Raw genomic sequence first — 20405 nt, forward strand, 5'->3', positions numbered from 1 at the left:
CCAAGCAGAGGGCAGACCCATTCCCGTAGGACCGGTGTCTGGCCAGACTCGGTCTGGGGAGTGGCGCCGCCCTCGCCGTCAGGATCCCGTCTCAGTCGACGCGGCAAGTAAGTCGAACGGGCTGGGGTTCGCGGACCTTACGGCTTCCAGCATGGAACTGAAGTCCTCAATCGCCTTCTTGACTCGATCCTGTGCCTTCAACCCCCGATCCGTCGCGGGCATCAACTGCGACGAAAAGGCCATAGCCAACTCGACGACTGGCTGCCAAGCCGCGGTCGCTTCGGCAGGCGAGAGCTTCTTCTTGAAGCGCAGGGTGTGGCGGTCCGCGACCGCCACACCTAGGACCGTCTCGATGCACGCACCGAGCGCCGCCACAAGCAAGTAGTTCGATCCACGGGCGCTGAAGAAGGCCGCATGTCGCTTCTGCGCCTCCGTCCGGGAGCCCTCCGGAATCGCGAGAATCTTCAACTTCGCCTGCTCGATCGCCTTCAACAGCCCATAGGCGTAGACGATATGGCGCGCAGTGACCGTGTCGCGGAACACGCGCGAGTACACGGCGTCGTTGTCCCAAATGCTTCGGGTCTCGTTATAGGCGAGGTTCGGCTCACCATGGAATGCGGCCAGAGACTGCGCGACGGACGAGTCCGGCACAAGCGTCTTCACCCGCTGAATCGCGTCAGTGGTGCCGCCGCGTCGGCCTCCGCGGTAGTCGGCGTCAGGGATCGACTCGAACTCCTTCCGCAGCCTGTCCTGCACAGCGTCCTTGCTCCGGAAGTCGGTCGCCTCCACCTTGTTCTGGGTGTTGTTGTACTTGACGATGTCACCGAGGACGGACGTGTTGGTGCACTTTACGAAGCGCGCCATCACCCTCGCTCCCGCTGTGGCCCCGGCCTCCGTCGCGTCCAGGCTGCCAAGTGCCCCGGTCGTCTGGCCCCCGTTGACGATGCCCACGCCCTCGACGCGGAGAGTCTGCCTTCCTGCGTCGTCGACCTTGTGCTCGTAGTCGTTGACAAGCACCGTGATGCCGTTGTTGAAGATCGCGAAATTGTCCGGCTGGCCCTTCGCCGTCTCTTTGATGCCGAAGTTGATGTTGCCGCTCGACCTCACCACGCCCAAGTAGTCGCGGATGTTGGGCGACATCAGGTTGGTCTTGTGAGCCGCCCACAGGGCTCGCAGGTCGGCGACCCCCACCGCGGTCGAGAACGCGCTCCAGTCCTGCGCCGTCATCTCGAACCCACCGGGCACCTCGAAGGTGTACTCCTCGGAGACGAGGATGGGGGCCTGCAGCCGGGCGTACTCGTCTTCTAGCGCGGTCCGCCCGATCTCCACCGCCGACACGTCGATGTCGAGGTCTGGAAAGCTACTCTTGATGATCCCGTCCGCCGTTCTTGCGGCCTGCACCAACTCGTCGGCGACGTTCTTGGACTCCTCGCGGTTGTGGACGTACCAGAGCTGCAGTTCGCGGATCTCACCGCCGGCGAGCGCATCCCGGACCTCCTCCGCTGCCCCGCGCAAGGTTTCGGGAAGCCCGTTGAGGTCCCCGGCAAGCAGCCAACTGACGCCGGTGTTCAGGTCGCTTGCCTTGTTCGCGGGTGCCTCCCCAGGGCCGGTCTTCGAGGTCATGTAACCCTGGGCTAGCACGATGCGCTGCTTGTCAGACGAAACAGCGACGAGGTCACACTTCTTGTCGTTGCTGCCGTCGGTCAGGCTGTTCGACGCGAAGGTGTCCACGTCGTCGAAGCCGAGCCGCATCTGCGCGACGAAGAGCAGCAGTGCGTTGTCGCCGTAAGCCTGCAAGTCGTCGCGACTCTCGAACGCTGCGTATCCTGGCGCGTTCTCGGCTGAGTTCCCCTGCGTCGAGCCGTCCTGCTGTGCCATGCCTTGTCCTCCGGAGTCACACGGTGCCAGCGCAACCATACGGTGAGCGCCGACCGAACATGGGCAGGCGAGGGTGCTTCCGTCGCGACTCGCACCCCGACGGGTTCCCGCTCTGAGTGCGCCACTTCGAGGCCGCGGTGAAGTGCGGGCCGCAAATCGTGCGTGCGTCAATCTGGGCGGTTCGACGCTGGTGCGGACGATTCGTGCCACGATCAACGCGCAGGGCGTCACTCCCCTGGACACCGCCCATCCGCCCGCCGCAGACGCTGACAGCGCCCCGACCGACCCGGCCGGGGCGCTGTCAGCAGCAAGAAGCAATCCTCAGGCGTCGAGCACCAGTCGCGGGCCCTTGCAGCGCGAGACGCAGACCATCATGCAGTCGTTGGCGGCCTTCTCCTCGGCGTCCAGGACGCTGTCGCGGTGGTCGACGTCGCCCTCGACGACCATCTGCTCGCAGGTGCCGCAGGTGCCCTCCTGGCACGAGCTCAGCACGTGGATGCCGGCCTCCCGCATCACCTCGAGGACGGTCTGGTCGGCACCGACGGTGAGGGTCTTGCCGGAGCGCTCCAGCACCAGCTCGAAGGCGGTGTCGCCGGAGGTGTCGATGTCCAGGGCGTCGAAGCGCTCCAGGTGCAGCGCGCCGACGGGCCAGCGCTCGCACTGCGCCTCCACGGCCTTGAGCAGCGGCTCGGGGCCGCAGCAGTAGACGAGAGTGCCGCCGGCGGGCGTGCTGAGGATGCGCGCCAGGTCGAGCAGGCCCTGCTCGTCCTGGGGGACGAGCTGCACCCGGTCGCCGTACGCCGCGAGCAGCTCGGTGAAGGCCATCGAGGAGACCGTGCGACCGCCGTAGTGCAGCGTCCAGTCGGCGCCGCGCGCCTCGGCCGCGGCGATCATCGGAACGATCGGGGTGATGCCGATGCCGCCGGCGAGGAAGACGTAGCGGGTGCTCGGCTTGAGCGCGAAGTGGTTGCGCGGCCCGCGGATGGCGACCTCGTGGCCGACGTCCAGGGCGTGGGCGGCGATGGAGCCGCCGCGGCTGTCCGGCGCGAGCAGCACGCCGACCTGGTAGGAGCTCAGGTCGGACGGGTCGCCGCACAGCGAGTACTGCCGGACGAGGTCGTCCCCGAGCAGGAGGTCGATGTGCGCACCGGGTGCCCAGGCGGGCAGGTCGGAGCCGTCGCGTGCCCCGAGCGTGAGCAGGACGACGTCCTCGGCCACCCGCTGGGCGGAGAGGACGACAGCGTCGATGTCCACCTCGGTGAGGGTGTGGGGTTCGGCGATTGCCTGGCTCATGGAGATGCCTTCCGAAGAGATCGTTTGTACCCGAACGATATGTCGAAATCCGGCGGAGGTCTAGAGGTCGGCCGAGAGATCGACGGCAGCGACCTGGTCCAGGAACGCGTCCACCAGTGCGGCGGCCCGCGCCCGGTTGCGCTCGGCCAGCAGGTCGGTCTCCTCGACGAGCCGCTCGGGGTCGAAGCCGGCCGTGCGGGCGCCGGCCTCGCCGCCGTTCTCCAGCCAGCCGGCGAGCGAGGAGGGCGTCAGCTCGGGGTGGAACTGCACCGCCAGGTTGCGTCGCAGCACGAAGGCCTGCGGCCCGACCGCGTTGCTGGCCACCAGCCGCGCCTCGGGCGGTGTGACCCAGCGGTCGAAGTGCCACTGGAACCACGGTCCCGACGCCACCACGCCCTCATCGACGCTGGCCACGTCGGTCCAGCCGATCTCCGGCCGCTGCGCCCGCTCGACGGACCCGCCGTGCGCCTGGGCGAGCACCTGCCCGCCGAAGCAGATCCCGAGCACCGGTACGCCGGCGGCATCGGCGGCCTGCACCTGCTTGACCTCGTCGTGGATCCAGGTGCCGATGCTGGCGTCGTCGTACACCGACCACACGGCACCGAGCACGACCACGGCGTCGTAGGAGGTGAAGTCCGGCAGCGTCGTGGTGACGGCAGGCGTCTCGAAGTGATCCTCGGGCACGACGAGGAAGTGCTCGAGCTCGTAGCCGCGGCGTTCGAGCTGATCGCCGATCGGGCCGATGGGGGAGACGTGGTCGTGGGCAACGACGAGAGCGCGCATGCTCGTCATGCTAACGCTTCGTTTGGATCCAAACGAGAGGCTGGGCGAAAGAGATCAGCGCGCGATCGAGGCGAGCTCGGCCCAGGTCCGCTCGGTGGGGGAGGCCTCGTCCATCCGCTGCTGCAGGAACCGTTCGATGTGCATCATCCGGGCGATCGCCGCGTCCGCCACCGGGTCCGAGCCGCTCACGTAGGCGCCGATCTCGACCAGCTCCTTCACGCCCCGGTACGCCGCGAGCATCCGGCGCAGCGAGCGCGCGTCCTGCTGCTGCTCGGCCGTGCAGACCGCGGAGGTGAGCCGGGAGATCGACTCCAGCACGTCGATCGAGGGGAAGTGCCCCGAGGTGGCCAACTCGCGGGAGAGCACCACGTGGCCGTCCAGGATCGAGCGGGCGGTGTCGCCGATCGGATCCTGCATGTCATCACCCTCGACGAGCACGGTGTAGAGACCGGTGATCGATCCGTCCGGCGAGGTGCCGGCGCGCTCGAGCAGCCGCGGCATCAGCCCGAACACCGACGGCGGGTAGCCGCGGGTCGCGGGCGGCTCGCCCGCGGAGAGACCGATCTCGCGCTGCGCCATCGCGACACGAGTCAGCGAGTCCATCATCAGCACGACGTGCTTGCCCGAGTCGCGGAACCACTCCGCGATCCGGGTCGCCACGAACGCCGAGCGCAGTCGCTCGACCGCGGGTGCGTCCGAGGTGGCCACCACCACGACGGAGCGGGCCAGGCCCTCGGGTCCGAGGTCGTTCTCCAGGAACTCGCGCAGCTCGCGGCCGCGCTCGCCGACCAGCGCGATCACCGAGACCTCGGCCTCGGTGCCGCGCGCGATCATCGAGAGCAGCGACGACTTGCCGACACCGGATCCGGCCATGATGCCGATGCGCTGGCCGCGGCCACAGGGGACGAGCGCGTCCAGCGCCCGTACGCCGAGGCCCAGCGGCTCGGTGATCAACGGTCGCTGTAGTGCGTTGGGCGTCTCCGCGTCCACGCTCACCGACTCCAGACCGAGCGTCTCCAGCGGCGGACCGCCGTCGATCGGCCGGCCGAGCCCGTCGAGCACCCGGCCGCGCAGCGCCTCGCCGACCAGGACCCGCAGCGGGCCGCCGGTGTGCCGGACGTGGTCGCCGATCCGGACGCCGTGCAGGGTGCCGAGCGGCAGGCAGACGGCGCCCTCGGTGCGCAGTGCCACCACCTCGGCGAGCAGGCTGCGCGCCCCGGACGAAGTCGTGGGCGACCCGCCGGAGAACGCCCCGGTTCGGTCCGGGGTGCGCCGCACCTCGACCAGGTCACCGACGGCGACCGGCAGCCCGGTCACGATCAGGTGGAGGCCGGCCAGCTCGACCACGGTGCCGAGCGTGTGCGGCCGGGCGGCGGCCAGGGCCCGCTCGCGCAGCTCGGGGGAGAGCATCAGCGTCACGCCAGCACCTGGCGGACCCGCTTGATCGCCTCGGAGATGCGCAGGTCTGCGACGGAGCCGTCGCACTCGACGAGCGCGTCGGCCCGGCCGAGGGTGGGGTCGGCGACGACTGTCAGTCCGGCCCCGCCCAGCGCGGCGACGGCATCGGAGGTGGTCGTGGCGGGGTGCAGCCGAACCACCGCGACACCGTCGTTGGGCAACACCTGGAGCACACGGCGGACCACGTCGGCGTCGTCGGCCACGGCGATCTCGCGCTCGACCAGCGTGGAGGTGAGCTCCCAGGCGAGCGTCGTCGCCTGCTCCTCGACCCGCTCGGAGAGCCGGCCGAGCAGAGCGCGTACGTCGTCGGCAGCCTTGGTCAGCGCCGCGATCGCTGCAGCGTGCTCCTCGGCACGGCGCGCCTCTGCCTCGGTGGCGCGCGCGGCGGCCTCGAGGGCCGCCAGCTCAGCCTGCTCGGCGGCCGCGGCATGGGCGGCGCGACTGCCCTGCGCCCAGCCGACCGAGTAGCCCTGGGCCTGCGCGTGCGCGCGGGCCTCGGCGGCGACCTGGCCCAGCAGCGACTCAGTCACCTGGTCACCGTGGCTGGTCCACTCGCCGGAGCGCAGCTCCGGCGTGGGCAGCAGGCTGAGGTCGCCCACCTCGTGCCGCGAGAGCACGGCACCTTGGTGGGTGGCACCGAGCGCCGTGCCCGCGACGTACGCGAGCGAACGGAGCTCGGTCGCCTCCGGTCCTCGGGCTGACGCACCCTCGACAGCCCACGCCTCGCCCGAGGGGACTCGCGCGAGGCCGGCCTCAGACGACGAACTCATCTTCATTCCCGCGCCGGACCATGATCTGGCCCTGCTCCTCGAGCTGGCGGATGGTGCGGATGACCGACTGCTGGGCCTCCTCGACCTGAGCCAGGCGGACGGCGCCGAGCATCTCGACCTCCTCGATGAGGTTCTCCGCGGCACGCGCCGAGAGGTTCGAGGTGATCTTGTTGCGGACCGCCTCGGAGACGCCCTTGAGGGCGAGGGCGAGGTCGCCCGCGTCGACCTGGCGCAGCACCTGCTGCACGGACCGGTCGTCGAGGCCGATGATGTCCTCGAACATGAACATCCGGCTCTTGACCTCGTCGGCCAGCTCCGGGTCGAGACCCTCGAGGCCCTCGACGATCTGACGCTCGGTCGGACGGTCGGAGCGGTTGATCACGTTGACCAGTGAGTCCACGCCGCCGACGCGCGACATCTCGGCCGGCTGCAGCATCGAGGAGAGCTTGCGCTCCAGGATCGACTCGACCGTGCGGATGATGTCCGGGTTGGTGCGGTCCATCACCGCGATCCGGTGCGCGACGATCGCCTGCTGGTAGGACGGCAGTCCCGAGAGCAGCAGCGAAGCCTTGTCCGGCGTCATGTGCGCCAGCACCAGGGCGATCACCTGCGGATGCTCGTCGGCGATGAAGCCGCGCAGCTGGGCCGGGTCGGCACGGTGCAGGAACTGGAAGGGCATCTGGACAGCTGCGGCGTGCAGCCGCTCCATGATCTCCTTGGCCCGGTCAGCACCCAGCGACTTCTCCAGCAGCGACTGGGCGAAGGCGAAGCCACCCTGGCTGATGTGCGCGTGCGCCGTGGCCAGGTCGCGGAACTCGGTCAGCACCTGCTCGGTCTCGGTCGACGAGATCCGGTCCAGCCGGGCGATCTCGGCCGAGATCATCTCGACCTCGCCGTCGGTGAGGTGCTCCATCACCTGGGCGGCGCGCTCCTTGCCGAGCTGGATCAGCACGATCGCGGCCTTGCGTACGCCGATCTGTCCGAGCGCGCCCGGAGTCGGCATCATCATCGAGGTCATCGACCTACTCGCTTCGCTCCGTGCGCCGATGACACACACGCGGGACTGCGCTGGATTGTTCGCTCGCTACGCTCGCTCATCGGCCTACTCGCTCGCTACGGTCGCTCATCGGGGTCGCTCCACCAGCCAGCCGCGCAGCAGCGTGGCGACGTCCTCAGGCTGCTGGTCCACGAGCTCGTTGAGCTCCTGGCGCAGGTTCTCGGCCTCGCTCTCCTCGGCCGCCTCCAGGGCGGCGAGGGCCGGGTTGGAGACGGCCTCCAGGGCAGCCGCCCTGGCCTCCGCGTCCGCCCGGAGCTGCTCGACGACGTACGACGTGGCGTCCTCGCGGGCCTTGGTGCGGCGACGTGCCCGCAGCCAGGCCAGCAGGATGATCAGGGCCACGATGGCGCCGAGGCCGAGGTCGCGGATCAGCTTCATCCGCTTGGCGTGGTCGGCCGCTGCCTGAGCGGTGGCCAGCTCCTTGGCGGCAGCCTGGGCGGCCGTCTTGTTGAACGGCATCGTGGTCACGTCGATGGTGTCGCCGCGGGCCGCGTTGATGCCGAGCGAGGAGGCGATGAGCTGCTTGACCTGCGCCGGCGAGATCGCCCCGATCGCGGCCGAGTCGATCACCGCGCCGATGTGGATGTTCTGCACCGCGCCCGGAGCCGTCACGGTGTGCTGGCGGGTCTGGTCGACGCCGTTGTCCGAGGTGACGTTGTTCTTGGTGTACGTCGAGTTGCCGCTACCGCCGGTCGTGGTGGAGTCCATCTGACCGTCGGGCCCGACGACGCCACCGACAGCACTCGCACCACTGGCCGGACCCTGGTACTTCTCCGTCGACTTCGTGTCCGACAGCGAGGGGACCGTGGTCGCCTTGCCGTAGGTCAGGGTGTCGGTCGTCTTCTGGTCGAAGTTGAGGTTCGCGGTCACGTTGGCGGTGGCGTTGCCCGCGCCGACGACCTTGTCGAGGACCTGCTGGACCTCGGTCTTCATGTCGTTCTCGAAGTCCTCGGTCTGCTGCGACTGGGTGCTGGCGGCGCTGGTGCCGTCGGCGTTGGCCGGCGCACTGAGCACGTTGCCGTTCTGGTCCGTGACCGTGACGTCGCCCGGGTCCAGGCCGTCGATGCTGGAGGCGACCAGGTGGACGACCGCCTGGACCTGCTGGGCACTCAGCGTGGTGCCGGTGTCCAGCTGCAGCAGCACGGCCGCGGTGGTCGGGTCCTGCTCGTCGGAGAAGACCTGCTTCTCCGGGATCGCGAGGTGCACGACGGCGGTCTGCACGCCGGTCATCGCCTCGAGGGTCTTGTCGAGCTCGCCCTCCATCGCGCGCTTGAAATTCGTCTGCTCCTGGAAGTCGCTGGTCGACAGGCTCTGGTTGTCCAGCAGCGTGTAGCCACCGTCCTCGGCGCTGTTGCCGGCCGGCAGGTTCTTGCCCGAGAGTGAGATGCGGGTGGAGTAGACGGCGTTCTGCGGCACCTCGATGGTGGAGCCGTTGGCGGCCAGCTTGTACTTGATGCCCTCCTTGTTGAGCTCGTCGATCACCGAGGAGGCGTCCGAGCTCTGGAGGTTGGTGTACAGCGGCGCGTACGTCGGCGCCGACACCCACCGGAAGACGAGGAAGGCAGCCAGCAGCAGCGCGCCGGTGCCGACGATCGCCACCGCCTTCTGGCCGTTGCTGAACTCACTGAACGCCCGTCGGTAGCGCGTCAGCAGATGCGTCAGGTTCTCTCTCACCGCTCAGCCTCAGAGCTGCATGTTCATGATCGAGTTGAACGCCTGGAGGCCGGTGTTGCGCAGCGAGACCGCGAGCTGGGTCGCGGTCGAGGCCTCGGCGGCTGCGATCGTGTAGTCGTGGATGGCCGTCGAGTCGCCCGTCGCCGCCTGCACCGACAGGTTGTCGCTGGTGTTCTGCAGGCCCTGCAGCCGGTCGATCCCGTCGGAGAGCAGGTTGCCGAACTCCACGCCGTTCGCGCTCTGGGCGCCGGTGGCTGCGGTGGTGTCGGTCGCGCCGGAGACGGCGCCGGCCGCGGCGCTGCTCGCCGTACCGGTGAGGTCGCCGGTGGCGCCCGTCAGGTCGGTGGCGCCCGTGCTGGGCATGGCCGGCATCGCCGGAAGGGCGGAGCCGATCGCTTCGATTCCCGAGACGCTCATGAGATCACTTCTGTCCGATCGAGAGGGCGGCGGTGTAGATGTCCTGGGCGGACTTGGTGACCTGCACCGAAGCCTCGTAGCCGCGCTGGGCCATGATCAGCTGGCCCATCTCGCTGGACATGTCGATGTCGGGGGCGCGCACGTAGCCGTTGGCGTCGGCGAGCGGGCTGTCGGGCATGGAGACCTCGCGACCCTGAGGGTCGCCCTCGGCGACGCTGGCGACACGTACGCCGCCGGACGGGTCCGACTGGAAGATCGGGTACTGCGCCTGGAACGCGTTGCCGCTGGTCGGCTCGTAGGTGTTCACGTTCGCGATGTTGTTGCCGACGGCGTCCATCCAGGTCTGGTGGGCACCCATGGCCTCGTCGGAGATCCGCAAGAGGTTAAAAGCGCCACTCATCACATCGCCGCCGCACTCTGCATCAGCTGGTAGTGGTTGCTGATCGCCTGGCCGAGCACCTGGTACTGGTACTGGGTCTGGATCATCGCCACCTCCTCCTTGCGGAGGTCGACGTTGTTGTTGTTGGCACCCACGGGCGTGTCGGTCGGCGTCGTCGCGACGTCGATCGAGGGCATCGTGTTGTCCGTCACCTGGCCAGAGTCGATGGCCTCGCGCAGCGAGGTCTCGAAGTCGATACTCGACGCCCGGAAGTTCGGGGTGTCGACGTTCGCGATGTTGTTGGCCGTGACGTTCTGGCGCATCGTGAGGCCGTTGAGCGCGGTGTGAAGCGCCTCGCTGACAGCATCGGATACGGCGAAGGACACTGGAGCCTCCAGTCGGGGGAGTACTGCAGGAAACGATGCCGATCCGTCGGCAGGGGCTGAGCTGTCCTTGCTCGCCTAGTCCTTCGGCTGTCCCGGAGGGGACCTGAGCCTCATGGCATGAAATGCCAGAAACTGGCAACGGAGCGCCCCGACCCGATGGTCGGAGAGGCGCTTCGCTGCCAGTTCCTGGAGCTGCGAGGGGGTGGCGTCAGGCCACGAGCACCACCGAGACGTGGCCGGCGCCGTACCCGGCGATGTCGATGTGGAAGTCCTCGCGGCGGCCGAGGGTGAGCGCCATCGACCACACCTGCGGCGGCAGCGGCTGACCGGCGGCGTGCACCTCGTGCAGTCGCAGGTGGTCGGCACCGGGCGCGTTGAACATCGACGCGGCGATGTTGAGCACCTCGAAGAGGTTCTCCTTGAGCACCTCGGTCAGCACGCCCTCCTCGATCGCGGTCTCAGCACCGGCGACGGGCACCAGACCGAGCGCTGCGCCGGCGTACGCCGACAGGTCGAGGTCGCAGATCATCAACGCGCTGATCCGCAGGTAGTCGTCGACGTAGGTCGCGATGGTCGTCGGCGTCTTCGGTCCCGGCGCCTGGGGAGCGGCCGGGGTGAGCGTGATCTCGCGGTCGAGGAGGTCACCGAAGAGGTCGCGGATCTGCTTGGGGAGAGGCAGATGGGTGGGCATCAGAGGAGGCCACCCAGGTGCTCCTGGAACGTCTCGGCCGTGAACGGCTTCGCGATCAGGAACAGCGCGCCGGCCGAGGCCGCACGGGCCCGCATCTCCTCCGAGCCCTCGGAGGTGACGAAGCCGAACGGCGTCTGGTTGCCGCTACCGCGCAGCGCACTGAGGCAGTCGATGCCGTTCATCTCCGGCATGTTCCAGTCCGAGAGGATCAGGTCCGGCGACTCGGCCAGCGCCTTCTCCAGGCAGACGCGGCCGTTCTCGGCCTCGATGACGTCATGACCTGAGTAACCCGCCTGACGGAGGGTGCGCACCACGATCTGGCGCATGACCTTGCTGTCGTCGGCAACGAGAATCTTCGACATGGGGAGAGACCTTCTAGCTGAGTTCGTCAGGACTGAGGTGCGTGCACGCTGATGCGTACGGGTTCGCCGTTCCACATGGCGTCGAACCGCGCCACCTCCGCCAGCTCGCTGCTGTGGGCGGCGCGACCGGCGGCGACGACCGGGAGGGTGAGCGCGGAGGGTCCGGGCATGAGGCTCTTGATGTTGCCGCCGATCATGTTGACCAGCTCGCCGACGGCGTCGGCCACCTCGGCGTCGTCGAGGGGCTCGTCCTCCATCGCCAGCATGAGGCGGGTCAGCGACTGGGCGACCGAGGAGGAGAGCTCGACGGTGACGGTGCCCGTCCAGCCACCGTGCACGCTGACCGCCGCGGACCAGACGTGCTCGGCCGGGAAGGCCGGAGTGCCCTCCTCGGCGGCATCCGCGTAGCGCGGCAGCAGCGGCTCCTCGTCCCCGAGGAAGCTGCTCCAGACCTGCTCGACGATCGCGTGTACGTCGGCCAGCTCGGGGCCGCTGGGCTGGGTGGTGACGGTCATGCGAGGACTCCCTTGCTGACAAGACCGAGCAGCTCGAGCTTCTCCACGATGGCGTCGGGCGTGAACGGCTTGATCACGTATTCGTGTGCTCCGGCGGCGAGCGCCTTGACGATCTGGCCCTGCTCGGACTCCGTGGTGACCATCATCAGCGTGATGTTGCGCCACTCGGGTCGCTTGCGGACCTCGGTGATGAACGTGTAGCCGTCCATCACCGGCATGTTCCAGTCGATCAGGCAGAGGTCGGGCATGAAGCCGGCCTCCATCTGGTCGAGCGCCTCCTGGCCGTGGGCGGCCTCGGCGGTCTCGAAGGACAACCCCGAGACGATGCGTCGCAAGATGCTGCGCATCGCCTTCGAGTCGTCGATGATCATGGCGCGCTGAGTCATCGGGCTCTCGGTCATGGTCGGGCTCCTGTCAGGGCGGCCGAGAAGGTGGTTGAGGAAGGCCGCGGAACGGTGAGGCCGCCGGCCGGACGGTGGGCCTGGACCCGGCCGATCTGCTCGCGGTCCCACATGGCATGAAGGTCGGCAGGCAGGTCGAGCGTGGTCTCCGAGGAGCCCAGCAGCAGGTAGCCGTCCGATGCGACGTGCTGGTGCATGCGTCGCAGGATGCCGTGCTTGGTGGGCTGGTCGAAGTAGATGAGGACGTTGCGCAGGAGCACCAGGTCGAAGGTGCCGATCACCGGGAACGGCTCGGCGAGGTTGAGGTGGCGGGTGCGCACCATCTTGCGCAGCGCCGGCACGATCTCCCACTCGCTGCCAGCCCGGGTGAAGTACTTCACCAGGCTGGTCGCCGGCAGGCCGCGGTTCATCTCGACCTGGCTGTAGCGACCGTTCTCCACCCGCGTCAGCATCGCGGTCGACACGTCGGTGGCGAGGATGTCGGCGGTCCAGCCGGCCGGCAGGTGCTGGTCGAGCAGCATCGCGATCGAGTAGGCCTCCTGGCCGCTCGAGCACGCCGCCGACCAGATCGAGAGGTGACGGCGCTCGGTGCGGTTGGCCATCAGCGCCGGCAGCATCGTCTCGGTGAAGGCCTGGTACGGCGCGTTGTCGCGGAACCAGCTGGTCTCGTTGATCGTCAGCGCGTCGATCGCCTTGCGCCGTTCGACCGGGTTGATCGAGAGCATCTGCACGTAGGCGTCGACGCTGGCACAGCCCGCCTGAGCCGCGAGGGGATGCAGCCGCGCCTCCACCAGGTACTCCTTGCGAGGCTCGTAGATGATCGAGGTCTCGCGGAGCACCAGGGCGGCGATCAGCTGGAAGCTCGCGGGTGCCATGGTCACGGGAATCGGATCGGCCGTGGGTGCGACCGCCTGAGCAATTGGTCGAGGACTCGACACCGAACTGTTACCGGTTCTACCCCTAACCAAATGCCCGACGGCTCGTTCTGACCGGTACGCGCGCTCTCGCCAGCGCCACCACCCCCGCTTGGAAGGACCCTCCGTGCAGACGACCCGTCTCGGACTTCGTGCCGGTGCCGTGATCGGCGCAGCCTCACTCGCCGCGCTCGCTGCAGCACCCGCGTTCGCCGCAGATCCCGACTCGCAGGCCACTGCGCAGTCGCTCCACCTGACCGTCGCCGGTCAGTCGGGCATCTCCCAGATCGTCACCGCCACCAACAACGGCACCTCGCAGTCCAAGAACGACGCGAGCACGATCCCCACCATCGCCGGGCTGCTGCCAGGCAACAACGCCCTCGGCGCCGGGGTCGCTCCCCAGGACGCGGGCGCGAACGCGGACGGGACGTCGTACGCCTGTGCAGGCATCGCGGGCACCGGCGGTGGCATCGCTCACACCGGTCACTCGTCCTGCAACATCAACGGGGCTCCGCTGACGCTCACCCTCGGCAGCCTCAACCTCGGCACCGTGGCGCTCGACCCGGCCAGCGCGCTGGGCGCCGCTCTGGCGCAGTACGGCGGCCCGCTGGTCTCAGGCCTCAACACGCTGATCTCGACGGTCCAGTCCTCGCTGGTCGCTCCCGTCACCAGCGCGATCTCGAGCACGCCGCTCAACATCTCGCTCGGTGGCACGCTGAGCGCCGTCGAGGCGACCTGCACCGCCACCCCGACCCGTGTCACCGGTGCCGCCCACCTGGTCGACTCCCACGGTGGCAGCGCGAGCACGCCGATCAAGGCCACCATCGCCGGTCAGACGGTGACCCTGCTCGACCTGCCGGCCAACCCGCCGCCCAACACCCACCTGCTGACGAACCTCGACACGGTCAGCGCGACCCTCGTCAGCGCGCTCAAGACCGAGCTCAACAGCTCCGTGGTCGGATCGGCCCTGCAGCCGCTGGTCGGTCCGCTGGGCACGACGCTGGACACGCTGCAGACCGCCGTGGTCGACCAGCTGGTCAAGCAGCTCCAGCCGCTGCTGCAGCCCTTGGAGAAGAACGTCCTTGACGTGACGCTGAACAAGCAGGTCAGCTCGGAGGGCGGCCACAGGCTCGACGTCACCGCGATGGACCTGCAGGTGCTGCCGGCGGCGTCGGCCTTCACCGGCAGCTCGCTGGTCTCCGGCCAGGTGGGCGAGGTGACCTGTGGCGCCAACGCCGGCCGCGAGGTGACTCGGCCGCAGGCGTCGACGGCCCCAGCGAACGAGGACACGAGCGGCGACGGCAGTGCCAGCGGCGACGCCGTGCCTACGGCTGTCGACGCAGGCCTCTCCGGCGAACCGCACAGCCACACCGCGCTCTACGCCGCTCTCGGCGGCCTGATCGCCGCCAGCGCGGCCGGGACCGCCTTCGGCTACCGCCGCCGGCTGTTCACGAAGTGATCCTCGCGTGACCGAGGTCGACCCCACGCCCGCCTCGCCCGAGCCGTCGCCCGGGTCGTCGCCCCAGGCGACGACCCGGGCGAGGTGGGGGAGCGTCGCCGTCGCCACGGTGCTGGCACTGCTCGCGGCGGCGCTCTTCTTCCTGATCGCCTCGCCGGGTGGTGACGACGCGAGCCAGGCATCGCCCGGTACGACGACGGCGTTCAAGCCGACGACCTACCACATCGTGGTGGACTCGCTCGGGATCGATGCGCCGATCGTCTCCATCGCGATGTCGCGCCAGCGGGTGCTCACCCCGCCGTCGAACCCACGCGACGTCGGCTGGTGGAGCGCGAGCGCGAAGCCCGGCGCCTCGGCCGGCCAGACGATCATCACCGGTCACACGGTGCACACCGGCGGCGGTCAGTTCGACCACCTCGGCACGATGAAGAAGGGCGCTCGGATCCAGATCGTGCGCAAGCGGCACACCGAGTACTACGTGGCGACCAAGGTCTTCAAGCTCTCCAAGCAGCAGGTCTCGACGCGGGCCCAGCAGCTCTTCGGCCAGGCACGGGCGAAGAACCGGCTGGTGCTCATCACCTGCGGCGACTGGACCGGTCGGGAGTACCTGACCAACGTCTTCGTCTACGCCAAGCCGGTGAAGTCGATCCCGACGGCGCCTCAGCCGGCCTGAAGTCCGCGGCCCGTGGCCTGAGGTCCGCGCGAATCGGCTTGCGCGAATCGGGTTGCGGGTCCGTCGCTGTCCCTGTCCGCAGCCCTCAGACCCGGGGCCGGCGCGCCGATTGTCCCCGCGTGATTCGAGTGCTCGTGGTGGACGACTCGGCGCTCGTGCGTCGCCTCATCGTGACGGCGTTGGCCGAGGCCGTCGACATCGAGGTGGTCGGGATGGCCCGGGACGGCATCGATGCGATCGAGAAGGTCGACGAGCTGACGCCCGACGTGGTGACCCTCGACGTGGAGATGCCGCGGCTGGACGGGCTCGGCGCGCTCGGGGAGATCCGCGGTCGCCACCCCCGGCTGCCGGTCATCATGTTCTCCACGCTGACCGAGCGGGGCGCGGCCGCCACCCTCGAGGCGCTCTCCCGGGGCGCGTCGGACTACGTCACCAAGCCGTCCAACACCGGGTCGGTCGCTGAGGGGCTCGCCTCGGTCCGCGACCAGTTGGTGCCACGGATCCGGGCGCTGGCCGGCATGCGGCGCCTCGCACCGACGCCCCGGCCGGAGCGGCCCCGCGAGGCAGCAGCACCCGTACGCCGCACGGCCCGGCCCGCCGGTCCCGCGGAGATCCTGCTGATCGGCTGCTCCACCGGTGGCCCGGACGCGCTGGCCAAGGTGCTGGCGGAGATGCCGGCGAACCTCGCCGTACCCGTCCTGGTGGTGCAGCACATGCCGCCGGTCTTCACCGCGATGCTGGCGCAGCGACTCGACAAGCTCTCGCCGTTGACGGTGCGCGAGGCGGCCGTCGGCGACGTACCGCAGGCCGGCGAGGTGCTGATCGCGCCGGGCGACTGGCACATGCGGGTCGAGACCCGCGCCGGCCGGGTGCAGGTCGCCCTCGACCAGGGCCCGCAGGAGAACTTCTGCCGCCCGGCCGTGGACGTGCTCTTCCGCTCCGCCGCGGCCGTGTACGGCGGACGCTGTGTCGCGGCGATCCTCACCGGCATGGGCCAGGACGGCCTGGAGGGAGTGCGGCTGCTGGCCGAGGCCGGCGCGCCGATCTACGTCCAGGACGAGGCCACCTCGGTGGTCTGGGGGATGCCCGGCGCCGTCGCGCAGGCCGGTCTGGCCACCGAGATCGTGCCGCTGGCCTCCATCCCGACGAAGCTGAGCGTCGCCGTACGGCGCTGAGCGCGATGGTTGATCTCGGGGTGGACGACTCATCTATACGACACGCAGACTCCAGCCCGACCTAGTCTAGGTATCGGCTACTAAAACGTAGCCATTTTGGTAGCGCTGAATAGCCCCGGAGCGGGCTACCATGAGTGCATGGCCGCTACCACCACCATCAAGGTCACACCTCACGCGCGCGACCGGATCAACGAACGAGCCCGCGCCAACGGCGTCACGCCCGCGACGTTCGTAGAGGCCCTGGTCGATGAGTACGACCGCGCCCAACGGTTCGTAGCCGTGCGCGCCGCCTACGCGGCCCTCGCAGCCGAGGACGACTACCACGCAGAGACGGCCGAGTGGGACGCCACCAACGCAGACGCCCTCGAAGAGGCGTGAGCGTGCCCGACCTCTTCTGCGGCCAAGTCGTGTGGGTCAACCTCAGCCCCGTTGTCGGATCCGAGCAGGCCGGCCACCGGCCCGCAGTGATCGTCGCCAGCAACGACTACCTGACCAGCGTGCCCAACGTCGTCATCGTCGTGCCCGTCACCACCCGAGACCGAGGCATCCCGAACCATGTTCGGTTCGGCGGCGTTCCCGGCCTGGTCGACCAAGACTGCTTCGCCATGACCGAACAGCCGCGCACCATCGACCGCAAGCGCATCACCAAAACCCTCGGCGACGTCGGCCAAGAGGCCCTGCACGAGATCCGCTCCTGGCTGAGTGACTTTCTTGATCTGCGAGGCTGACGACAGCTGACGTCCTCCCGCGGGGCAGTCGGGGGACTCCAAATGGGGCTGTTCGGCCCTCAGGTTTTGGTCCGACCGTTGTCTAGCTCCTGGTTGTTGATGAGGGACGAAGAGACGTCGTGTTCTGGTCCAGCAAGAGTGTTGGTAGTCAACGACACTCGCCCTCTCATCTGCCGCCGCATCTGTCGTCGATGGCTGCGCTGCACAGTACGCGGCCTACGCCGCGGGGGTATGCATTCCGATCCCCGAACGCGGCCGTTCCTCGTTGTAGTGCCGGACCCACTGTCCGATCACGTTTCGCGCCTCGGTCAGGGAGTGGAACGACTCCCGGTTCAACAACTCGTCGCGCATCGAGCCGTTGAACCGTTCGATGTACCCGCTCTGCTGCGGGCTGGCCTTCGCAACCGGTCCCCGCCACTCAGATCTCGCCGCGCAGCACCTTGAGGTTGTGCTCGGCCAGGTGTGAGCCTCGGCCGGCCACCGCGCCAGGGAGGTCGGGGGTGTCGCCGAGCTCGAGGCACCGGCTCCACGCGTCCTCCGCCAGCGCGAGCAGCTGGGCCGCGTGCGTCGGGTTCTCGGTGGCGTGGGTGAGCAGCACGTCGCCGACCACGAAGAAGAAGTCGGCCGAGTGGGTCCACCGGGGCAGCTCCACGTCGGCGATGTCGAGGGCGTCGGCGCTGCGTCCGACCTGGCTGAGCGTGAACAGGTGGCGCACCACCAGGTCGTGCCGCCAGGGCAGATCGAGAGCGGCGGCCGCGTAGGCCTGGTCGTAGTGCTGGGCAGCCTCGGCATAGTGGCGGTGGACCTCGTGGTCCTTGCCGAGCTGGTAGCGCAGGTAGACGTCGTCCGGGTCCGCCACCAGCGCCGCCTCCAGGAGGACACGGTTGCGCTCGGCCTTCGTCTCGAGCTGCTCACGGAGGTAGCCGTCGTGGCCGAGCCGGATCCCCGTGCGGGCCGCAGGCGCCTTCAGGACGGGCTGCTCGTGGATCCGGCCCTCGTACCGCACGCCGCGCGGCAGGAGACGGGGGATCCAGGAGATGCTCTGCTGGCCGTTGGACTGGTCGTTGAGCTGGGCGACGGCGCCGGTGGTCGTCGGCGCCCTGCCGGCCCGCAGCTGGGCCAGCTCCTCGGCACCGTCGGCCAGCCACTCGTCGGCGTCGACGACCAGGCGCCAGTCACCGGTAGCGGCCTCCAGCGCGGCGTTGCGGGCTGCGGCGAAGTCGTCGACCCAGGTGAAGTGCTCCACCCGAGCCCCGTGTGCGAGCGCGATCCCGGTCGTACCGTCGATCGAGCCGGTGTCGAGCACCAGCAGCTCGTCGACATGGTCGCGCAGAGAGTCGAGACAACGAGCGATCGAGCGGGACTCGTCGCGCGCGACGATCACGGCAGACAGGGTGATCACCGACGTCCATCGGCCGTCGCGCCGGCGATCTGAGGGACGTCGAGCCGGTCCGATGCTCCGGTCGGCGGCCGCTCCGGTGCGGGCTTCTCCTGCCGATCTGCTGTGGAAGACTGCCGCTGTTCACGGAGGAGGAGTGATGGAACGAGATCTGCTCAGCCTGATCGGCCGTGAGCGTGAGCTGCTCGCCGACGACGTCGCGGCCCACGAGGCGGCCCTGAGCGAGCTGGTCGCGGGGTCGCGCTTCCTCGTGCTGGGCGGCGCCGGCTCGATCGGACAGGCGGTGGTCAAGGAGCTCTTCCGCCGCGGTCCGCGCAAGCTCCACGTGGTGGACCTGAGCGAGAACAATCTCGTCGAGGTGGTTCGCGACCTGCGCAGCAGCCTCGGCTACATCGCCGGCGACTTCCAGACCGCGGCGCTCGACATCGGCTCACCGGAGTACGACGCGTTCCTGCGCCACGACGGCGAGTACGACTACGTGCTCAACCTGTCGGCGCTCAAGCACGTGCGCAGCGAGCGGGACCCGTTCACGCTGATGCGGATGATCCAGGTCAACGTCATCAACACCGACCGTACGGCGCGGGCAGCGGCCGAGCGCGGCGCCCGCAAGTACTTCTGCGTCTCGACCGACAAGGCCACCAACCCGGTCAACATGATGGGCGCCTCGAAGCGGATCATGGAGCTCTTCCTCGCTCGGCGCAGCCGCGACATCGACGTCTCCACCGCCCGGTTCGCCAACGTCGCCTTCTCGGACGGGTCGTTGCTGCAGGGCTTCGAGCGCCGGCTTGCAAAGCGCCAGCCGATCGTGGCGCCCGACGACGTACGCCGCTATTTCGTGACGCCGAAGGAGTCGGGTGAGCTGTGCCTGATGTCGTGCCTCCTCGGCGAGAACGGCGACATCTTCTTCCCCAGGCTCAGCGACGACCTGCACCTGATCACCTTCGCCGAGATCGCGCTGAACTACCTGCGCGCCCGCGGCTACGAGCCGGTCGTGTGCGAGAGCGAGGACGAGGCCCGGAGCCTCGCCGCGACGCTCCCCGAGCAGGGTCGCTGGCCCTGCCTGTTCTCGCACAGCGACACGACCGGTGAGAAGGCGTTCGAGGAGTTCCACGCCGCCGGCGACGACATCGACTGGGACCGCTTCGCCAACCTCGGCGTGATCAAGAACGCTCTCCTCGACGCGGACGAGGCGAAGGTCGGCTGGTTCGAGGAGCGGATCGCCGATCTGCGCTCGCGCGGCACGTGGACCAAGCAGGAGCTGGTGGAGCTGTTCACCGCCATGGTCCCGGAGTTCGCGCACCTGGAGACCGGCACCTACCTCGACCAGAAGATGTGACGCCTGCGATGAGCACGGTGCAGGTGGTGGTCGTCGGCGCAGGCGGCCACGCGCGCGAGGTCCTCGACGTGATCGAGGCCGTCCGCGCCGACGGCGGCCGGATCGAGGCGATCGGCGTGGTCGCCAGCCAACCACCGGCCGCCGGCGACCCCCTGGAGGCGTACGGCGTGCCCTACCTGGGCGGCGACGAGGTCCTGGCTGATCTGCCCAAGGGGGTGGGCGTCCTGCTCGGCATCGGCTCCCCGCAGATCCGGGCACGTCTGGACGCCGCCTACGGGCACCGGCCCGCGCCGGTGCTGCTGCACCCGACCTCCTCGCTCGGGCGCGCCGTCGAGCTGGCGCCGGGCAGCGTGGTCTTCCCGTTCGTGAGCATCACCAACCACGTGCGGCTTGGACGGCACACCCACGTCAACCGCAACGCCACCATCGGGCACGACGTCGTGCTGGGCGATCACGTTCTGGTCGGTCCGTCGGCCGCGGTGTCGGGCAACGTCACCGTCGCCGAGCGGGCGATGCTCGGGTCCGGGTGCACGGTCCGGCAGGGCGTACGCGTGGGAACGGACGCGGTCGTGGGCATGGGAGCCGCTGTCCTCGCCGACGTCGCGGACGGTACGACGGTGGTCGGCGTACCGGCTCGCCCACGCTGATCCGACCCCG

At 69.2% G+C, this 20405-nt stretch carries 24 protein-coding genes; 7 read left to right on the forward strand and 17 right to left on the reverse strand.

The window, feature by feature from the left end; genetic code table 11:
- Positions 1-78: 78 nt before the first annotated feature.
- From H036_RS23110 to H036_RS0115615, 15 genes are all read right to left on the reverse strand, one after another.
- Positions 79-1878: an AIPR family protein gene (locus H036_RS23110; protein ID WP_017935725.1), complete on the reverse strand. Its 1800-nt coding sequence runs from the start codon at positions 1876-1878 to the stop codon at positions 79-81.
- Positions 1879-2199: 321 nt separating this feature from the next.
- A complete protein-coding gene (locus H036_RS0115550) occupies positions 2200-3171 on the reverse strand; it encodes a PDR/VanB family oxidoreductase (protein WP_017935726.1) in 972 nt (323 codons plus the stop codon).
- Positions 3172-3231: 60 nt separating this feature from the next.
- Entirely contained in the window at positions 3232-3954 is a 723-nt protein-coding gene (locus tag H036_RS0115555; protein ID WP_036488742.1) for a type 1 glutamine amidotransferase, read from the reverse strand.
- Positions 3955-4008: 54 nt separating this feature from the next.
- Complete coding sequence (locus H036_RS0115560; protein WP_036488744.1) at positions 4009-5364, reverse strand: FliI/YscN family ATPase; 1356 nt, start codon at positions 5362-5364, stop codon at positions 4009-4011.
- A gap of 5 nt (positions 5365-5369) precedes the next feature.
- Positions 5370-6182, reverse strand: a complete 813-nt coding sequence (locus H036_RS0115565; protein ID WP_017935729.1) for a FliH/SctL family protein — start codon at positions 6180-6182, stop codon at positions 5370-5372.
- A complete protein-coding gene (gene fliG / locus H036_RS0115570) occupies positions 6166-7200 on the reverse strand; it encodes a flagellar motor switch protein FliG (protein ID WP_232421886.1) in 1035 nt (344 codons plus the stop codon). The genes H036_RS0115565 and fliG overlap by 17 nt, the downstream gene beginning before the upstream one ends.
- Positions 7201-7305: 105 nt before the next feature.
- Positions 7306-8913 carry a flagellar basal-body MS-ring/collar protein FliF gene (fliF, locus tag H036_RS0115575; protein ID WP_017935731.1) on the reverse strand — a complete coding sequence of 536 codons (1608 nt, stop codon included), beginning with the start codon at positions 8911-8913 and terminating at the stop codon, positions 7306-7308.
- A gap of 9 nt (positions 8914-8922) precedes the next feature.
- The gene (gene fliE, locus H036_RS0115580; protein ID WP_017935732.1) at positions 8923-9330 is read right to left on the reverse strand and encodes a flagellar hook-basal body complex protein FliE; all 408 of its coding nucleotides are present in this window, start codon (positions 9328-9330) and stop codon (positions 8923-8925) included.
- A gap of 4 nt (positions 9331-9334) precedes the next feature.
- Positions 9335-9730 carry a flagellar basal body rod protein FlgC gene (locus H036_RS0115585; RefSeq protein ID WP_036488690.1) on the reverse strand — a complete coding sequence of 132 codons (396 nt, stop codon included), beginning with the start codon at positions 9728-9730 and terminating at the stop codon, positions 9335-9337.
- Positions 9730-10095 carry a flagellar basal body rod protein FlgB gene (flgB, locus tag H036_RS0115590; RefSeq protein ID WP_017935734.1) on the reverse strand — a complete coding sequence of 122 codons (366 nt, stop codon included), beginning with the start codon at positions 10093-10095 and terminating at the stop codon, positions 9730-9732. The genes H036_RS0115585 and flgB overlap by 1 nt, the downstream gene beginning before the upstream one ends.
- Before the next feature lie 208 nt (positions 10096-10303).
- Entirely contained in the window at positions 10304-10786 is a 483-nt protein-coding gene (locus H036_RS0115595) for a hypothetical protein (protein ID WP_017935735.1), read from the reverse strand.
- On the reverse strand, positions 10786-11148 hold the full coding sequence (locus H036_RS0115600; RefSeq protein ID WP_017935736.1) for a response regulator: 363 nt from the start codon (positions 11146-11148) through the stop codon (positions 10786-10788). The genes H036_RS0115595 and H036_RS0115600 overlap by 1 nt, the downstream gene beginning before the upstream one ends.
- Before the next feature lie 26 nt (positions 11149-11174).
- Positions 11175-11663, reverse strand: a complete 489-nt coding sequence (locus tag H036_RS23115) for a chemotaxis protein CheX (protein ID WP_017935737.1) — start codon at positions 11661-11663, stop codon at positions 11175-11177.
- On the reverse strand, positions 11660-12064 hold the full coding sequence (locus H036_RS0115610) for a response regulator (RefSeq protein ID WP_017935738.1): 405 nt from the start codon (positions 12062-12064) through the stop codon (positions 11660-11662). Before H036_RS0115610 ends, H036_RS23115 begins: the two co-directional genes overlap by 4 nt.
- Positions 12061-12939, reverse strand: a complete 879-nt coding sequence (locus H036_RS0115615) for a CheR family methyltransferase (RefSeq protein WP_017935739.1) — start codon at positions 12937-12939, stop codon at positions 12061-12063. The genes H036_RS0115610 and H036_RS0115615 overlap by 4 nt, the downstream gene beginning before the upstream one ends.
- Before the next feature lie 166 nt (positions 12940-13105).
- On the opposite strand from H036_RS0115615, the gene H036_RS0115620 reads away from it, so the two are divergent.
- From H036_RS0115620 to H036_RS0115640, 5 genes are all read left to right on the forward strand, one after another.
- A complete protein-coding gene (locus H036_RS0115620) occupies positions 13106-14437 on the forward strand; it encodes a hypothetical protein (protein ID WP_017935740.1) in 1332 nt (443 codons plus the stop codon).
- 7 nt (positions 14438-14444) lie between these two features.
- Positions 14445-15110: a class F sortase gene (locus H036_RS23120; RefSeq protein WP_017935741.1), complete on the forward strand. Its 666-nt coding sequence runs from the start codon at positions 14445-14447 to the stop codon at positions 15108-15110.
- Between the two features lie 119 nt (positions 15111-15229).
- Positions 15230-16285 carry a protein-glutamate methylesterase/protein-glutamine glutaminase gene (locus tag H036_RS23125; RefSeq protein ID WP_157417458.1) on the forward strand — a complete coding sequence of 352 codons (1056 nt, stop codon included), beginning with the start codon at positions 15230-15232 and terminating at the stop codon, positions 16283-16285.
- 138 nt (positions 16286-16423) lie between these two features.
- On the forward strand, positions 16424-16663 hold the full coding sequence (locus H036_RS0115635; RefSeq protein WP_017935743.1) for a hypothetical protein: 240 nt from the start codon (positions 16424-16426) through the stop codon (positions 16661-16663).
- A 2-nt stretch (positions 16664-16665) separates the two neighbouring features.
- The gene (locus H036_RS0115640) at positions 16666-17013 is read left to right on the forward strand and encodes a type II toxin-antitoxin system PemK/MazF family toxin (RefSeq protein ID WP_198289993.1); all 348 of its coding nucleotides are present in this window, start codon (positions 16666-16668) and stop codon (positions 17011-17013) included.
- A 216-nt stretch (positions 17014-17229) separates the two neighbouring features.
- Here the strand turns inward: H036_RS0115640 and H036_RS26190 are convergent, their stop codons facing one another.
- Positions 17230-17502, reverse strand: coding sequence for an integrase core domain-containing protein (locus tag H036_RS26190; RefSeq protein WP_442852444.1), 273 nt, complete (start codon positions 17500-17502; stop codon positions 17230-17232).
- The gene (locus H036_RS25770; protein WP_198289994.1) at positions 17432-18397 is read right to left on the reverse strand and encodes a glycosyltransferase; all 966 of its coding nucleotides are present in this window, start codon (positions 18395-18397) and stop codon (positions 17432-17434) included. The genes H036_RS26190 and H036_RS25770 overlap by 71 nt, the downstream gene beginning before the upstream one ends.
- A 154-nt stretch (positions 18398-18551) precedes the next feature.
- On the opposite strand from H036_RS25770, the gene H036_RS0115655 reads away from it, so the two are divergent.
- Positions 18552-19748, forward strand: a complete 1197-nt coding sequence (locus tag H036_RS0115655) for a UDP-N-acetylglucosamine 4,6-dehydratase (RefSeq protein WP_017935747.1) — start codon at positions 18552-18554, stop codon at positions 19746-19748.
- 8 nt (positions 19749-19756) lie between these two features.
- Positions 19757-20395, forward strand: a complete 639-nt coding sequence (locus tag H036_RS0115660) for an acetyltransferase (RefSeq protein ID WP_017935748.1) — start codon at positions 19757-19759, stop codon at positions 20393-20395.
- Positions 20396-20405 lie beyond the last annotated feature (10 nt).

The organism is Nocardioides sp. Iso805N, assembly GCF_000364605.1.
GTDB lineage: Bacteria > Actinomycetota > Actinomycetes > Propionibacteriales > Nocardioidaceae > Nocardioides.

Excerpts from the sequence above, each read along its gene's own strand:
- H036_RS0115560 (WP_036488744.1), bottom strand. The coding sequence starts at position 5,364 with ATGCTCTCCCCCGAGCTGCGCGAGCGGGCCCTGGCCGCCGCCCGGCCG.
- H036_RS23115 (WP_017935737.1), bottom strand. The coding sequence starts at position 11,663 with ATGACCGTCACCACCCAGCCCAGCGGCCCCGAGCTGGCCGACGTACAC.
- H036_RS0115635 (WP_017935743.1), top strand. The coding sequence starts at position 16,424 with ATGGCCGCTACCACCACCATCAAGGTCACACCTCACGCGCGCGACCGG.
- H036_RS0115600 (WP_017935736.1), bottom strand. The coding sequence starts at position 11,148 with ATGTCGAAGATTCTCGTTGCCGACGACAGCAAGGTCATGCGCCAGATC.
- H036_RS0115595 (WP_017935735.1), bottom strand. The coding sequence starts at position 10,786 with ATGCCCACCCATCTGCCTCTCCCCAAGCAGATCCGCGACCTCTTCGGT.
- H036_RS0115555 (WP_036488742.1), bottom strand. The coding sequence starts at position 3,954 with ATGCGCGCTCTCGTCGTTGCCCACGACCACGTCTCCCCCATCGGCCCG.
- H036_RS0115660 (WP_017935748.1), top strand. The coding sequence starts at position 19,757 with ATGAGCACGGTGCAGGTGGTGGTCGTCGGCGCAGGCGGCCACGCGCGC.
- H036_RS0115550 (WP_017935726.1), bottom strand. The coding sequence starts at position 3,171 with ATGAGCCAGGCAATCGCCGAACCCCACACCCTCACCGAGGTGGACATC.
- H036_RS0115610 (WP_017935738.1), bottom strand. The coding sequence starts at position 12,064 with ATGACCGAGAGCCCGATGACTCAGCGCGCCATGATCATCGACGACTCG.
- fliG (WP_232421886.1), bottom strand. The coding sequence starts at position 7,200 with ATGACCTCGATGATGATGCCGACTCCGGGCGCGCTCGGACAGATCGGC.
- fliE (WP_017935732.1), bottom strand. The coding sequence starts at position 9,330 with ATGAGCGTCTCGGGAATCGAAGCGATCGGCTCCGCCCTTCCGGCGATG.
- H036_RS0115585 (WP_036488690.1), bottom strand. The coding sequence starts at position 9,730 with ATGAGTGGCGCTTTTAACCTCTTGCGGATCTCCGACGAGGCCATGGGT.
- H036_RS0115615 (WP_017935739.1), bottom strand. The coding sequence starts at position 12,939 with ATGGCACCCGCGAGCTTCCAGCTGATCGCCGCCCTGGTGCTCCGCGAG.
- H036_RS23110 (WP_017935725.1), bottom strand. The coding sequence starts at position 1,878 with ATGGCACAGCAGGACGGCTCGACGCAGGGGAACTCAGCCGAGAACGCG.
- H036_RS0115565 (WP_017935729.1), bottom strand. The coding sequence starts at position 6,182 with ATGAGTTCGTCGTCTGAGGCCGGCCTCGCGCGAGTCCCCTCGGGCGAG.
- H036_RS0115655 (WP_017935747.1), top strand. The coding sequence starts at position 18,552 with ATGGAACGAGATCTGCTCAGCCTGATCGGCCGTGAGCGTGAGCTGCTC.